The organism is Variovorax sp. PBL-E5, from assembly GCF_901827185.1.
In the GTDB taxonomy this organism is placed as follows: Bacteria; Pseudomonadota; Gammaproteobacteria; order Burkholderiales; family Burkholderiaceae_C; genus Variovorax.
Genome location: NZ_LR594671.1, coordinates 712886 through 728008, shown reverse-complemented (window position 1 = coordinate 728008; position 15123 = coordinate 712886). Strand labels below are relative to the sequence as shown.

Here is a 15123-nt window from a genome sequence, read left to right as displayed (position 1 = left end):
CGTCAGCGCGGGACGCGCCGCAAGGCCCTGATCTCTTCGAGCCGCGCGGCGATCCTGCGGCCCGCGGCCGGCAGCGACAGGTTGGCCTCGGCGCTGGCCTTGCCGCGCGCACCGAGCTCGCGCGCCCAGGCCTGGTTCTCGTAGAGGCGACGCATCAGCTGCGCCGCATGGTCGAGCGACGGTTCGGCCCATTGCAGGCCCGCGTCGTAGGGCGGAATCGGCTCATCGAGCTTCACGAGTTCATAGGGGACCAGCAAGCTGTTGCCGTCGTCCATGAAGTCCATGTTGCCGGAGAACGCGGTGGCGATCACGGGCTTGCCCATCAGCATCGCTTCGGCCAGCGTCAGGCCAAGCCCTTCGCTGCGGTGGAGCGAAACATAGGCATCGCAGGCATCCATCAGCGACAGGACCTCGTCGGGGGTGTAGACCTCGTCGATGAGCGTGATCGCAGCGCCCGCCGCGGCGGCTGCGCTTCGCAATGCATTGAACTCCGCCGGATACCGGTCGCTGAAGGACGTCTTCAGCACCAGCCGCACCGGCTCCCCTTCCGTGAAAGCCGCCTTGAAGGCGCGGATGAGGCCGAGCGGATTCTTGCGCTCCATCACGCTGACCATGTGGAAGGTGAAGAGAAACGTGAACGTGTTCTCGGGCAGTCCGAAATGCGCCTTGCCGCGCCGTCCGAACGGCGCCAGCCTGACGCCCGGGAACAGCGTCCGAACCGGCAGCGGGAGTCGCGCGCGCAGACCGCGTGCCACGAACTCCGTGGCCGCCCAGACTTCGTCGACGTCTTTCGCATGCGCGATCCATGCGTCGGGGATCGCATCGAACTCCCAATACCAGTACGCGATCCTGTAGCTGCGCGGCACCCGCTCCGACAAGTGGGCACGCGCATAGGCCAGGTCGAGAAAGGGCTCCGGCTGCGTATGCAGGATGGTCACGTCGTGGCATTCCAATCCCCGGTATTCGACGTGGCGGGGTTCATCCCTCGAATCGGTCAGCACATCGCGCAACGATGTCGGCACGCCCGCCGCCTGCATCGCGCCGACCATGGATTCGACGGAAACGCGCAGGCCCGAGGGATAGCAGAAATGCCCGATCACGTTCGCCCCGGGACGCCCCAGTCCGGCGGCGACCGCGGCCGCGTCCAACTGGCGACACCAGCCGCGAACCGATTCGGGCAGCCCGGCCTTCGGTGATGACAGCCAGGCCACCAAGGCGCGCGCGCGGCCGGGGTCGCCGTCGAATGCTTCGGGATGGGCCGCCTGCCAATCGGCGCGAACGGCGTAGCTGCTTCGAATCTGCTGTGCCGGGGGCTGCAGGTCCGGCCACCGCAGAGGATCGAGCCACGCGCCCGCGGCGCCGTACTCCGCGCGAAACCATTGCGCGAAGGCATCCCGGCCGAACACGGTCATTCCGTCCGGATGCGCGTGCTGCCAGGCCGGCGAGAACGCGTAGGCGAGCATCAGTTCGCGCTCGGGATCGTGCGCGGCGTCGAGAAACAGCCACCAGACCTCCTCCAGCCGAAGCTGGCATTCGTCCCTGCCAGTGCGCATGAACCATCGAAAGAGGCGGCGCATGCCGGCCGGCGTGAGGCCGTGCGGCAGGACGGACCCGATGCGCTCGTGCGCCAGATAGGCCTGGCGCGCCCTCTTGCCCGGGCCTGCGTCCAGCGCATCGGCGAGGTGCCTGGCGGCGTCTTCACCGAGCTCAGTGGCGCCATCGCGCCGAAGCCACAGTCCGAGCGCCTCGGGGCTGCCGCCGATCGGCGCTCCCGGGCAGCGCGCCTGGAGATCACCGCGTCCGCGCCGGAGATCGATCAGAAAACGTGCCGCGGACTCAGGGTCGCGGACGTCGCCAGGCGAGAGCGGCGCCCAGAGCAGCGCGCCGAGAGGCAGGCCTGCGGCATCGGACACATCGTCGTCGGAGAAGAGATCGAGCACGCGGTCCGGCGCAACGCCTTCGCCTCGCCGCCGCGTGGCCGCGCGTGCCTCCTCATGCCGAACGAGCAGCCGCAGCTCGGCCGTGCCGGCCGCGGCGATCGCCTGCCTTCGCCTGAAAGCGAGCCGCTCACGCAGGCGCCATGGCGTCGCCAGCCACCACGCCCCTTTCGCCGCCTTGAGCACATAGCGGACGACCGGGCTATGAGGCATGGTGCTGCAGATAGGCGGCGTAGGCCGCTCGAAGGCCTGTGTCGAGGTCCGTCGAGGCTTTCCACCCCAGTTCGGACATGCGGCTGACGTCGAGCAGCTTGCGCGGCGTTCCGTCGGGCTTGCTGGCGTCGAACGCCAGCTCGCCCCGGTACCCGACCGTCGCCCTGATGCGTTCCGCCACCTCGCGGATCGTGACGTCTTCGCCCACACCGATGTTGATCAACGGCGCCTGTTCGGGACGCGTCAGGTGCGTGAACTGCGGATCCGGCAGCGCGAGCAGGAAAGCGATGGCATCGCCGATGTCCGAGGAGAACATGAACTCTCTTCTCGGCGTGCCGGAACCCCAGACCGTCACGGACGGATCGCCCCGGACCTTGGCCTCGTGGAAGCGCCGGATGAGCGCCGGCAGGACATGCGAGTTCTGCGCGTGAAAATTGTCGCCCGGCCCGTACATGTTGGTCGGCATGACGGCGAGAAAGCGGCGGCCGTACTGGCGGTTGAATGCCCAGCAGGACTCGACACCCGCGATCTTGGCCAGCGCATAGGGCCGATTGGTGGCCTCCAGCGGCCCGGTCAGCAGATATTCTTCCTTGATCGGCTGCGGACAGTCGCGGGGATAGATGCACGAGGAGCCGAGAAAGATCATTCGATCGACGCCCGCCTCGTAGGCGGCGTCGAAGACGCTGAGCTGGATGCCCAGGTTCCGGTGCAGGAAGTCGACCGGCTCGTTCGAGTTGGCAAGGATGCCGCCCACCTTGGCCGCGCACATCACGATGTGATCGGGCCGCTCGTCGAGGAGGAACGCGCGGGTCGCGCCGCGGTCCTCGAGGTCGAGTTCGGCATGCGTGCGGGTCAGCACCTGCAGGCGCGGATCGCCGCTCAACGCACGCAGCGTGGCGGAACCCACGAGCCCCGAATGACCGGCAACGAATACTTTCCTGGTTTCCATGAAGAGCCTCCGTCAGTGCCCCGAGAGCTGCCGCATCCAGCGGACCATCGGGTGCCAGATGAATCGCGTGCAACGAAAGACCGCATAGCGCTGCGCCGCGCCGCGCAGGCCGCCGACGGCCGGCGTCTGCACCGCCTGCCGCGCTGCGACACCGGCGAACGAATGCTGGTACTTCCCGTGGTACAGCGCCTCGCTCGGCGTCAGCAGGAAGCGCACGAGTTCGGCCTCTGCAGCCTCCCAGCGCGCACGGCCCGTGGCTGCACTGTCCCTGCCACGCGCGCCCAGCTCGGCCGCCGCAGAGAAATCGAGCGGCCGCGGATCGTGGACGTCGTAGAGCAACCCGTTGAGCCCCGGCACGATGTACTCGTTCATCGTGCCCTGGTTGGGCGCCACCACGCATTGGCCGCGGCCCATCGCCTCGAGGAATGACTGCCCGATGCCCTCTTCCGGGCGCGGCGCGAAGAAGACGTTGGCACGGTCGAGCACGGCCTCGAGATCCGCCTTGTCGTCGAACCATGTCGACAGGGTGATGTGGTGCTTCGCGATGTCCTCGGCCGTCGGCGGTTCCGGCGGCGGGGTGCCCGGATCGGTCGCCAGATGGACATGGAAGCTGTCGAATGCTTCGTTTTCGATCAGCTTGCGAATCGACCGCCAGGGCAGCTCCAGTTCGCGGCGCACCCAGAAGAAGCCATGCAGCCCTTCGGCCGGCGGCGGAGGCCGCTCGCGCGCAGGCTGGTAGTAGCGCACGAAGTGGCTGGCGATGCCGAAGGCCTGCGTCATGCAATGCGCGGCATTGGAGAAATTCAGGACCTTGGAACCCTGGAACGGCTCCCAGAAACCGGAGAAGTCGTGGTGCGGTCCGTTCCAGAACCCGAACTGATCGAGCATGGGCACGTACACGACGTTCGGATGCCTGTGCCTGAAGTACCGGCCCTCCGGCGGGCAGTAGGACTGGAACATGATCACGGCATCGTGCGATGCCACGTCCGCGAAGCGCACCGGCGCGCCTCCGCGCCAGGCCTCGTCCCAGAAATGGTCGACCGCATGGCCGTGGCGCGTCAGCAGGTCCGGCAGGAAAGCGGTCGAGAGCGTGGTTTGATGAAAGGAGTGATCGACATAGGCGATGCGAGCCATCCCGGTCACCCCTTCAATCGACGATACCCGCCTGCGGCAGCGTCGTAGAGCCAGGGATACTTGCCCAGCACGCTCTTGGCAGCGTCCTTGAGGGCTCGCGCGATGGAGGATTCGTCCCTGGCGGTGTCGACCGTCGGCGCGTCGAGCGGATGCTTCAGCGTCGTGATGGATGCCCAGCCGAAGGCATTCAGCAGCTCGGGCTTGTCGCTGTACTTCGTGAAGAGGGCCTGCAGGAAGTGAATGTGATCGACGGTGCGATCGGACCGGGTGCCAAGCTCCACGCCCGGCAGCGAAAAGAAGCAGTCGTAGAGGCCGTCGACCTCGGCGGGCAGGAGACAGGGAAAGCGATCCGCCACCACCCGCTTGCACTCGATGCTGTGCCTGCCGGTATCGCTCGATGTGCCGCCCAGCGAGTAGTTGACGGTCGCCTCCTTCGAATAGACGAATCTCACGCCGGCGTCCAGGCACGCCATGATCCATTTGAAGTCGGCCGCGATCTTGTAGGAGGCGTCGTAGGGCCCCGTGCGTTCGTAGGCCGCGCGGGTCGCGTAGATCGCATTGTGGCAATCGTGCGCGCAGGTGAAGTAGCTGCCCGGATGGACGAATGCGGGCGGCCACGGGTGGAGGACATCGCTGGCCTCCACGAGTGCGGCAGACAGCAGCATGGCGGGCTGCGAACTCTCCGCGCGCATCCGGTGGGCCGCGATTTCCGCCGCATCCGGCTCCAGCCAGTCGTCCGAATTCAGAACGCAGATCAGTTGCCCGCGCGCCAGCGGTATGACCTTGTTGAGCGCGTCATAGAGCCCGCCATCGGGTTCCGATGCAAAGTAGTCGAGCCGGTCGGCATGCTGCTTGATGAGTTCCAGCGTGCCATCGGTCGACGCGCCATCCAGCACGATGTGCTCGACGTTCGCGTAGCTCTGCAACTGCACGCTCTCGATGGTTCGAGCCAGCGTTGCCGCGTTGTTGCGCACGATGGTGACATAGCTGACCAGCGGTTCGTCCGGCGTGCCTCGCTTCAGCTGTCCTCGCATGCGCAAGCCGCCCTCCGTCCGGTGAGGTGGGCACGGGGCGGCCAACCCATGGCGCCAGAGCGGCCAGGCGCCGTCGCACCGATCGGGCACAGCCGGGCCGCAGGCGGCAAAGGCGGGTCCCCTGCTACCGTTCTTGTAACCGGAGAAGCCGGCTTCATGATGGGAAGGCTGGGCGGCATGGCGCGCGTAGGCGGCGGCGAGCGTGTCGGCCACGATCTGCGCGCAGCGATCCCAATCGAAGAGCCGCGCTCTCCGGAGGCCCTTGCGAGAGAGTTCGTCCCTGAACAGGTCCGAGCCCGCGATGCGCTGGATGCCTTGCGCGGCCGCCTCCACGTCGTCGGCATCCACGGCGATGCCGGCATCGCCGACGACCTCGGGCAGCGACGAGTTGTCGGCACAGATCACGGGCGTACCGCAGGCCATCGCCTCCAGCGGCGGCAGGCCGAAGCCTTCGTAGCGCGACAGGTAGATGAAGCAGGTCGCATCGCTGTAGAGCGGCGAGAGTTCGGCATCCTCGACGAAGCCGGTCAGGATGATCCGGTTGCGCCACGTGCCCGCGGCGGCCAGGGCTTCGTTCAACTTCTCGAGCTTCCAGCCCGACATGCCGGCCAGGACCAGGCGCATGGCACTGGTCGGATTCAGCTCGAGAAAGCGGACGAAGGCGCGCACCACCTGGTCGAGGTTCTTGCGGATCTCCAGCGTCGCGAGGCTCAGGACGTAAGGAACATCCGAAGGAATTCCGTGCTTGGCGCGTACGGCGGCCTTTTCGCTGCGGTCCTCGCAGGGCTTGAACCAGGCGCCGGCGGCGAGCGGGATCACGGTGACCTGCTCGGGGCGAAGGTCCGGCCGATAGGCGAGCAGTTCCTCCCGCGTGTGCTCGGAGATCGCGAAGATGACGGTTTCTTCGTCCAGGCTGGCGATGATGCCGCGGACCTCGGCCGAGGCCTCCGGGGTGAAATAGTCCGGCCGATGGATCGCGATCAGGTCGTAGACGAGGTGCGCCCGAAGCAGCTGCGCATCGTCCAGCCATGGGCGCGGCGCCACCCCGAAGGGCGAGAAGAGGATGTCGGCATCAGCAGGCTTCGCGGCGCGATCGGCGCGCAGGCCCTTCGCTTCGATGTACTCGGCGGCACGGTCTTCGTCGCCCTCCCGGATGAGCGTGCGGACATCGAAGCGCGGCGACGCCGCCAGGCGTGCAAAGAGTTCGTCGCAGACCCGGTAGACGCCCGTCTTGATGCCCTGGGCCAGCACGTACATGTCCAGCGCAAGCCGTGGTTTGTATTCGCTCATCATCGAAAAATAGTCATCTCAAAAGCATAGAGGATCGAAGCCGAGCGCGCGTCCACCAAATGGGGAAAGAGACGCCACGTGAGGCGCCAAACCACAAGGATGGAAAAAAATGTATCCAGCGGTGAGGAATGAAGCGCTGTGGCTCATTCCGGCTCGGACCGGGTCGCAGTCCGACGGATTGCCGCATGAAGGCCGCTCTCCCGTCGAAGGACTGACGCACCTGCACGAGCTCCCCCAGAAGCATTCCACCGGATTTTACGGTGGCCCATCCGGGTGTCTGTCAGCCTCCGCGCCGCGTTTCAAGGGTCCCGGGGTGAAAGTACCCTGCCCGCTTCAGGCAAAATCCCCGGGTTCGGCGTCGCGCAGGCGGCGCTTCGTCCCTATCGGAAAGTCTTCATGAAGAAACGCGCAGTAGTCACAGGTATCACCGGCCAGGATGGCGCCTATCTGGCCGAGCTCCTGTTGAGCAAGGGCTACGTGGTCTATGGCACCTATCGCAGGACCAGCTCGGTCAATTTCTGGCGCATCGAGGAACTGGGTATACAAGACAACCCTGACCTGCATCTGATCGAGTACGACCTCACCGACCTCGGCAGCTCGATGACGCTGATGAAGGAGGCCGTACCCGACGAGGTGTACAACCTCGCCGCCCAGAGCTTTGTCGGCGTCAGCTTCAACCAACCCGACGCCACGGCGCAGATCACGGGCATGGGCGCGCTGCATCTGCTCGAGGCCATCCGCCTGACCAATCCGAAGATCCGCTTTTACCAAGCCTCCACTTCCGAGATGTTCGGCAAGGTGCAGGCCATTCCGCAGGTCGAGGAGACGCCCTTCTACCCCCGCAGCCCCTATGGCGTCGCCAAGCTGTTCGCGCACTGGATGACCATCAACTACCGCGAGAGCTACGACATCTTCGGCTGCAGCGGCATCCTGTTCAACCACGAAAGCCCGCTGCGGGGACGCGAGTTCGTGACGCGCAAGATCACCGATGGCGTGGCGAAGATCAAGCTGGGCAAGCTCGACGCGCTCGAACTCGGCAATCTGGATTCCAAGCGCGACTGGGGCTTTGCCAAGGAATACGTGGAAGGCATGTGGATGATGCTGCAGGCCAAGGAGCCCGACAGCTTCGTGCTCGCCACCAACCGGACCGAGACGGTTCGGGAATTCGTCGACATGGCCTTCAAGGCCGCGGGCTACGAACTTCGCTTCGAGGGCGCGGAACAGAACGAAGTGGGCATCGACGTCAAGACCGGCAAGACCCTGGTGAGCGTCAATCCCAAGTTCTATCGGCCGGCCGAAGTGGATCTGCTGATCGGCAATCCGGCCCGGGCCAAGGAAAAGCTGGGCTGGGAGCCCAAGACCACGCTGGAAGAGTTGTGCGCGATGATGGTGAAGGCCGATCTGCGCCGGAATGCCGAGGGGCGTTCGTTCTAGGGCGTCGCTCGGGTTGCCAGCATCGATGGGGAGCCGCGGCCAGGGTGGCGCGCGGGTGGGTCTCATGTTTTGTGCCGCAACAGGCGTTTCGATGGAGACCATGAAGAACACTGAAAGAACCGGCGTGGACATCCGCGTCGCGCTGTCGTCGAGAGCCAAGGCAATTTCCGCGCAGGCGCATCACCTGCGGGCCGGCAGCGCGGCGCAGGCCGGCACAGGTGCTGGCGGCCAGGGTTTTCGCGCGCGAATCAAGCGCTGGATCAAGCCCTTCGCGCGAGGGGTCTACAAGATCTTCCGCCCCGTGGGCAGCCCCCTCGCGTTCCGCACCCGCGCCTATCTCATGGCGCCTCTGGTCACGGAGATCCACCAGATTCGCCAGCAGATCGCCAAGGATCTGGCTACGCACAAACGCGCCCAACAGGAAGCGACGGAACGCCTGCTGTCGGCGCACACCATGAGCGTCAAGCGCGAACTCAAGGCATCGCAGGACGCGCTGCGCTCTCGCCTCGCAACTCGCGCCACCAGCGCCCTGATTCAAAACCTGCTGCAGCCGGCCGGAACGTTCGCCGAATTCGGGGCCCATGCGGAGGTGCAAGGCGCGATCGCGGTGCTGAAGATCGATGCCGCGCGTTTCGAACAGGGCATGCTGGACGAGATCGCATCGATCGTGTCCCGCAACCCGCACATGGCGCTGATCGTCGCCTTCGATGCATCGCATCATCCCAACGCACGGCATTCGAATCCCGACTGGCCACGGGTGTTCGCACACCTGGGCCTTGTCGCCAAGGCGATCGACCCTGAATCCGGTGTCCTGCAGGACGCCTCGATGCACAGCGCGGACGATGCGCTGCCGCACAACCTGCTCCTTGCCCGCGAGGGCGCAAATGCCTGGCGCCGGGCACAAGGCGCGCTGTGAGGCAGGATGTCATCGTCATTGGCGCGGGTGGCCATGCCAAGGTGTGCATCGAACTGCTGCGCGCCATGGGGGTATCGGTGGCCTGCTGCATCGGCGGTGCCGAAAGCGGCGACCGATGCCTGGACGTGCCGGTGCTGCGCGGCGACGAGCACCTTGCCCGGCTGCGCGCGGAGGGCCACGCCCTTGCCTTCGTCGCGATCGGCGCCAACGCGATCCGGCAGCGCCTGGCGGCGTCGGTGACTGCACTCGGCTACGAACTGGTCAATGCCATCAGCCCGGCTGCCGTGCTGTCCCCGACCGTGCGGCTCGGCAAAGGTATCGCGATCATGGCCGGCGCGGTCGTCAACGCGGACACAACGATCGCCGACCTCGCGATCATCAACACGTCGGCGAGCGTCGACCACGATGGCCGCATCGGCGAGGCGGCGCATGTCGCGCCGCAATGCGGACTCGCAGGCAACGTCACCGTCGGCCCACGCGCGTTCCTGGGGATCGGCAGCAAGGTCATTCCGGGCGTGTCCATCGGGCCCGACGTGGTGGCAGGCGCAGGTTCCATCATCATCTCGGACATCGAGCCGAACATCAGAGTTGCCGGCGTGCCTGCGAGACAAATAAACCGAAGAGGGTAGACCTATGAACCGAATCGCAGTGGCCCAGCCGAAACTGGCAGGCAATGAACGCAAGTACGTGCTCGACTGTCTCGACACCAGCTGGATCTCGTCGAACGGCAAGTACATTGCCGCCTTCGAGGAATCCTTTGCGGCGTTCTGCGGCGTGAAGCACGCGGTCGCCGCCAACAACGGAACGACCGCGCTCCATCTCGCGCTGGTCGCGCTCGATCTGAAGCCGGGCGACGAGGTCATCGTTCCCACGGTGACCTACATCGCCACCGCCAACGCCGTCAAGTACTGCGGCGCGACGCCGGTGCTCGTCGATGTGAGCGCCGACACGATGAACATCGATCCGAATCAGATCGAACGCGCCATCACGCCCCGCACGCGCGGCATCATTCCGGTGCATCTCTACGGACACCCGGCCCAGATGGAGGCGGTGATGGCGATCGCGCGCAAGCACAAGCTCTGGGTGCTCGAAGACGCCGCCGAAGCCCACGGCGCCGAAGTGAACGGCCAGCGTGTCGGGGGCATCGGCGACTGTGCGATCTTCAGTTTCTTCGGCAACAAGATCGTCACGACCGGCGAGGGCGGCATGGTGACGACCAATGACGACGAGATCGCAGCCAGGCTGCGCCTCTATCGCGGCCAGGGCGTCGACCCGAAGCGACGCTACTGGTTTCCGGTGATCGGCTACAACTACCGCATGACGAACATCCAGGCTGCGATCGGACTGGCGCAGATGGAGACGATCGATGCGGCGCTGAGCGAACGCCAGGCGCTCGCGCGCATCTATGACAAGGCACTTGCCCCACTCGCCGACGCCTTGGTGTTGCCGACCACGCAGCCAGGCATGCAGCATGTCTACTGGATGTACACGGTCTACCTGCGTGAAGGCGGCGAAGAGCGGCGCGACGCGGTCATGCGGGCACTCGACGAACAGGGCATCGAGACGCGGCCGGTGTTCTACCCGATGCACGTTCTGCCGCCCTATCTGGAAGACAAGACCTATCCTGTGGCCGACGAGTGGGCTCAGCGCGGCATCAACCTGCCGACGCACCAGGACCTGACCCAAGACGACGTCAACCGCATCGCGGCTGCGTTGCGCCAAGCCGTGGGCCGATGAAGATTGCGCTTTGTTCGTCCTTCGTTCCATTCGTCAACGGCGGCTACAGGAACATCGTCGAATGGCTCGAGGCCATGCTTCTCGAAGCAGGGCATCGGGTCGAGCGCGTCTATCTTCCCGAGGCGGACGAGCCGGAATTGCTCTTCAAGCAGATGGCGGCCTATCGCTTCGTCGACCTTTCCGCGGCAGACCGGATCATCTGTTTTCGGCCGCAGTCCCATCTGATCCCGCATCCGCACAAGATCGTCTGGTTCATCCATCACCTGCGCGTGTTCTACGACTTGTGGGACAGTCCCTACCGCAGCTTCCCCGATGATGCGAAATACCGCGGGATCCGCGACGCATTGCGCGCCGCCGATACCGCGGCGCTGGCCGAGGCGCAGCGTGTCTTCTCGAATTCGAGTGTCGTGTCGGAACGCCTGCGTCGCTACAACGGTGTGGACAGCGAGCCGCTCTTCCCTCCCGTCTACAAGCCGGAGCGCTTTCATCACCGGTCGATGAACGACGAGATCGTCTGCATCTGCCGCATCGAGCACCACAAGCGCCAGCATCTGTTGATCGAAGCCCTGAGCCAGTGCAGGACGCCCGTGCGACTGCGCATTGCGGGACGCAGCAGCGGGCCGGACTACCCGCAGCAACTGGCACGGCAGGTTGCGGCACACGGCCTCGGCGACAGGGTCGTGCTGGACGAACGCTGGATCAGTGAGGAGGAAAAGGAGAACCATCTCGCCGACTGTCTTGCCGCCGCCTATGTGCCGCTGGATGAGGACTCGTACGGCTATCCGATCCTGGAGGCCGCGCATGCACGCAAGCCGATCCTCACCACCACCGACGCCGGGGGACCGCTCGAGTTCGTGAGACACGGGCATGACGGACTGGTGTCCGATCCGGCCCCCGACGCCCTCGCGGCGGCCATGGACCGGCTCTACGCGGACCGCGCTGAAGCACGCCGCATGGGCGAAGAAGCGAATGCGAGGATCGACGCCCTGCACATCGGCTGGCCGCACGTGCTCGAAAGGCTTCTCGCGTGAAGGTCCTCGTCGTCAACAACATGGCGCCCTTCGTCTCCGGCGGCGCCGAAGCCATGGCCAGCCATCTGCAGCGGCAGCTCCAGATCGCGGGCCACGAGGCGGAGGTGCTGCGCATTCCTTTCCAGTGGGAGCCGGCGACCCGCATTCCCTCGCAGATGCTGATGGCACGTGCCTTTGAGATCCCGAATGTCGACCATGTGATCGCATTGAAATTCCCGGCCTACCTGGCACCTCATCCGCGCAAGACGATGTGGCTGGTGCACCAATACCGGCAAGCCTACGATCTCTACGATGCAGGCCAGACGAACCTGCCCGCGGGCGAACTCGGCGACGACATCCGCCGATTGATACGGAACGCCGACGACGAGTGCTTCAGAAGCGCGCATCGCATCTTCTCGATCTCGGACGTGACCCAGAAGCGCCTGGCGCACTACAACGGCTTCCGGTCGGAGGTGTTGCGCGCACCGATCAATGATCCGGAAATCTTTGTCGGCGGTGCAGCCGATGGCTATGTCTTCGCAGGTGGCCGCGTCAACGGCGCAAAGCGCCAGCACCTGCTGGTGGAAGCCATGGCGCACGCGGCCGCGAACGTGCGGCTCGTCGTCGCCGGTCCGCCCGACACGGACGCCGACGCCGAACGCCTGCGATCGACGGTCGAGCGTCTCGGCATTCAGGACCGGGTGCGCCTGGATCTGCGTTTCCTCACGCGCAGCGAATACGCGGACTACGTCAATCGGTCGTCGGCCGTCGCGTCGCTGCCCTTCGACGAGGAATCGTTCAGCTACGTGGCCATGGAAGCCGCGACTGCGTGCAAGGCACTGATCAGCACCACCGACAGCGGCGGCGTGCTCGGCCTGGCAAGGGATCGCGAGACCGGCTGGGTGGCCGAGCCTTCAGCGCAGGCGCTGGCGCAAGCGATGAGCGCTGCCTGCGCCAATGCCGCGCGCTCGCGCGAGTTCGGCCAGGCCGCGCACGCGCGCTGGAAGAGCTTCGGCATCGACTGGCCTTCGACGGTGCAGGCGCTGTTGTCATGAAGCTGGTCTTCTTCACGCCCTTCGGAACGGCCTCGGCGATCGGTCGCGTGACGGCGCTGCTCCTGACCAGCCTCGAGCGTCTGGGCCACACGGCCATCATTGTGCGCACGGAGCGCGACGACCTGCTCGACACCGTGCCGCATGCATGCACGGTCCCGGTGCTGCGGTGGAACGACGAAGCCGACGTGGAAGAGGTGACGCGCGATGCCGATGCGCTCGTCTACCAGATCGGCAACAACTACGCCTATCACTGCGGTGGTCTGCACTGGCTCGGCCGCCTGCCCGGGATCGTGTGTCTGCATGACTTCCTCTTGGCACACATGTTTTCGGAATGGTCGCATCGCCGACCCACAGAGGCCGCGTCGGTGCTCGAACGTTGGTATGGAGAACAGGCCCCCCTCGAGTTCTTCGAGGCCTCGGCCTCGACGCCACAAGCCTTCATGGACATGGCCAGCCAGCTCTATCCAATGACCGAATGGGTCTGCGCGGAAGCCCTGGCGGTCGTGTCGCACAGCCACTGGGGAATGCACCGCGTGGCTGCGTCCTGCGCCGGGCCGCTGAGCGTGCTGGCGCTGCCCTACGACGCGCCCGGTGCGGTGCCGGCTGCCATACGCGACGACGAAAGACTGCGCATCGTGACGGTCGGCCATGTCAATCCCAACAAGCGGGTCGACAGCGTGATCCGCGCGATCGGTACCAGCGAACGCTTGCGCGAGACGGTCAGCTACCGGCTCTGCGGCCTGATTCAATCGCACGTCGCGGACGAGCTCTCGGCATTGGCACGGACGCTCGGCGTCGACTTGACCATCTCGGGCGAGATGAGCGACCCTGCGCTGCAGCAAGCGATGGCAGAAGCCGACGTGGCATGCTGCCTGCGCTGGCCCAGCTTCGAAGCCGCCTCCGCCACCACGATCGAGGCACTCCTCTATGGAAAGGCTGTCGTGGTCACCGACGCCGCCTTCTACAGCGAGCTGCCCGACGATTGCGTGCGCAAGGTCGCACCGAGCAGCGAGATCGCCGACCTGCGGGCCGTTCTCGAGGAACTTGCGGCCGACACCGGCGCAAGGCGAGGGATGGCGCGGCGCGGCCAGGCGTGGGCCAAACGGACCTTCAGTGCCGATGCCTACGTTGCCAACCTGATCGAAATGTCGCGACTCGCCGCTGCGGCGCGGCCGGTGCTCGCGATGGTGAAGACGATGGGCGAGTTACTCGGCGGCTGGCAGGCCTCGCCCGCACTGCTCACGGCCGACGAGATCGCCGAGCCGCTGGCATTGTTCCAGACTACCCCCAGGCTCCCAAGTCCAGAAAACATTCCATGATTCCCCTCTTTTCTGCCAAGGCCGCGAACGCAGGCCTGGATCTCGAGTCGGCCCTGCTTCGCGTTCTCCGGAGCAACTGGTATGTCCTGGGCGCTGAGGTCACTGCGTTCGAACAGGAGTTCGCCGCCCATGCCGGCGCGGCCGAGTGCGTGTCGCTCGCCAACGGTACCGATGCGCTCGAACTTGCACTGCGCGCCGTGGGCGTCGCAGCCGGCGACCACGTCGCCTGTGTCGCCAACGCCGGCTTTTACGGGAGCACGGCGATCCATGCCATCGGCGCCAAACCGCTGTATGTCGATATCGACGCAAAGACATTGAACATGTCGGCCGCCGCGTTCGAGCGGGCCATCCAGCAAGGCCCCAAGGCCGTCATCGTGACCCATCTCTACGGCCAGATGGCCGACATCGAAGCGCTTGCGGCGATGGCGAGCAAGGCGGGCATCAAGCTGATCGAGGACTGTGCTCAATCGCACGGTGCCCTGCGCAACGGCCGCCGGGCGGGCAGCATCGGCGACATCGGCTGCTTCAGCTTCTACCCGACCAAGAACCTCGGCGCGTTGGGCGACGGTGGTGCGGTCGTCTGCAACGATCCCGCCATCGCGAAGGCCGTGCGCACGCTGCGCCAATACGGCTGGTCGACCAAGTACCACGTCTCGACGCCACACGGCGGCAACAGCCGCCTCGACGAAGTTCAGGCCGCGGTGCTGCGCGCGAAGTTGCCGCATCTCGACGCCGCCAACAACGAAAGGCGCCAGATCGCGGCCCGATACAACGCGGCCTTCGCCGACTTGCCGCTCGGCCTGCCGCCGTCGACGCAGGAAGACTATGTCGGCCACCTGTACGTCGTGCGCATCGATGGGCGGGATGCGTTCCGGGAGCATCTGCGCTCGCGGGATGTCGCGACCGACGTTCACTATCCGCTGGCCGATCACCTTCAGACCGCCTATCCCGATGCGCAGGTTTCCGGCACGCTCGAGCAGACCGAACGCGCGTGCGACATGGTGGTTTCGCTGCCGTGCTTTCCCGGCCTTGCCGACAGTGAGGTCACTCAGGTGATCGACGCGGTACGCGCGTTCTTCGCGCATTGAGGTCGAC

The 15123-nt window shown here is 65.8% G+C and carries 12 protein-coding genes; 8 read left to right on the top strand and 4 right to left on the bottom strand.

Translation table 11 applies throughout. The annotated features are described in order from the left end of the window. Positions 1 to 2: 2 nt before the first annotated feature. The 4 genes from WDLP6_RS03560 to WDLP6_RS03545 are packed head-to-tail and all read right to left on the bottom strand — an operon-like array spanning position 3 to position 6557. On the bottom strand, positions 3 to 2150 hold the full coding sequence (locus WDLP6_RS03560) for a glycosyltransferase family 4 protein (protein WP_162591237.1): 2148 nt from the start codon (positions 2148 to 2150) through the stop codon (positions 3 to 5). Beyond that, entirely contained in the window at positions 2140 to 3099 is a 960-nt protein-coding gene (locus tag WDLP6_RS03555; protein ID WP_162591236.1) for a GDP-L-fucose synthase family protein, read from the bottom strand. The genes WDLP6_RS03560 and WDLP6_RS03555 overlap by 11 nt, the downstream gene beginning before the upstream one ends. Before the next feature lie 12 nt (positions 3100 to 3111). Next, positions 3112 to 4233 carry a glycosyltransferase gene (locus WDLP6_RS03550; RefSeq protein ID WP_162591235.1) on the bottom strand — a complete coding sequence of 374 codons (1122 nt, stop codon included), beginning with the start codon at positions 4231 to 4233 and terminating at the stop codon, positions 3112 to 3114. 5 nt (positions 4234 to 4238) lie between these two features. After that, positions 4239 to 6557 carry a glycosyltransferase gene (locus WDLP6_RS03545; protein WP_162591234.1) on the bottom strand — a complete coding sequence of 773 codons (2319 nt, stop codon included), beginning with the start codon at positions 6555 to 6557 and terminating at the stop codon, positions 4239 to 4241. Positions 6558 to 6953: 396 nt separating this feature from the next. On the opposite strand from WDLP6_RS03545, the gene gmd reads away from it, so the two are divergent. Genes gmd through WDLP6_RS03505 form a run of 8 tightly spaced genes read left to right on the top strand, consistent with a single transcriptional unit; the run spans position 6954 to position 15116 of the window. Next, a complete protein-coding gene (gene gmd, locus WDLP6_RS03540; protein WP_162565819.1) occupies positions 6954 to 7991 on the top strand; it encodes a GDP-mannose 4,6-dehydratase in 1038 nt (345 codons plus the stop codon). Then, complete coding sequence (locus WDLP6_RS03535; RefSeq protein WP_162591233.1) at positions 7969 to 8907, top strand: hypothetical protein; 939 nt, start codon at positions 7969 to 7971, stop codon at positions 8905 to 8907. The genes gmd and WDLP6_RS03535 overlap by 23 nt, the downstream gene beginning before the upstream one ends. Then, complete coding sequence (locus WDLP6_RS03530) at positions 8904 to 9536, top strand: acetyltransferase (protein ID WP_162565817.1); 633 nt, start codon at positions 8904 to 8906, stop codon at positions 9534 to 9536. Before WDLP6_RS03535 ends, WDLP6_RS03530 begins: the two co-directional genes overlap by 4 nt. Positions 9537 to 9540: 4 nt before the next feature. Continuing rightward, positions 9541 to 10644: a DegT/DnrJ/EryC1/StrS family aminotransferase gene (locus WDLP6_RS03525; protein ID WP_162591232.1), complete on the top strand. Its 1104-nt coding sequence runs from the start codon at positions 9541 to 9543 to the stop codon at positions 10642 to 10644. Then, positions 10641 to 11675, top strand: a complete 1035-nt coding sequence (locus WDLP6_RS03520; protein ID WP_162591231.1) for a glycosyltransferase family 4 protein — start codon at positions 10641 to 10643, stop codon at positions 11673 to 11675. The genes WDLP6_RS03525 and WDLP6_RS03520 overlap by 4 nt, the downstream gene beginning before the upstream one ends. Then, positions 11672 to 12709, top strand: coding sequence for a glycosyltransferase family 4 protein (locus WDLP6_RS03515; RefSeq protein WP_162591230.1), 1038 nt, complete (start codon positions 11672 to 11674; stop codon positions 12707 to 12709). The genes WDLP6_RS03520 and WDLP6_RS03515 overlap by 4 nt, the downstream gene beginning before the upstream one ends. After that, positions 12706 to 14028 (top strand): glycosyltransferase family 4 protein, encoded by a 1323-nt coding sequence (locus WDLP6_RS03510; protein ID WP_162591229.1) that lies wholly within the window; start codon positions 12706 to 12708, stop codon positions 14026 to 14028. The genes WDLP6_RS03515 and WDLP6_RS03510 overlap by 4 nt, the downstream gene beginning before the upstream one ends. After that, entirely contained in the window at positions 14025 to 15116 is a 1092-nt protein-coding gene (locus WDLP6_RS03505) for a DegT/DnrJ/EryC1/StrS family aminotransferase (protein WP_162591228.1), read from the top strand. The genes WDLP6_RS03510 and WDLP6_RS03505 overlap by 4 nt, the downstream gene beginning before the upstream one ends. Positions 15117 to 15123: the final 7 nt, after the last annotated feature.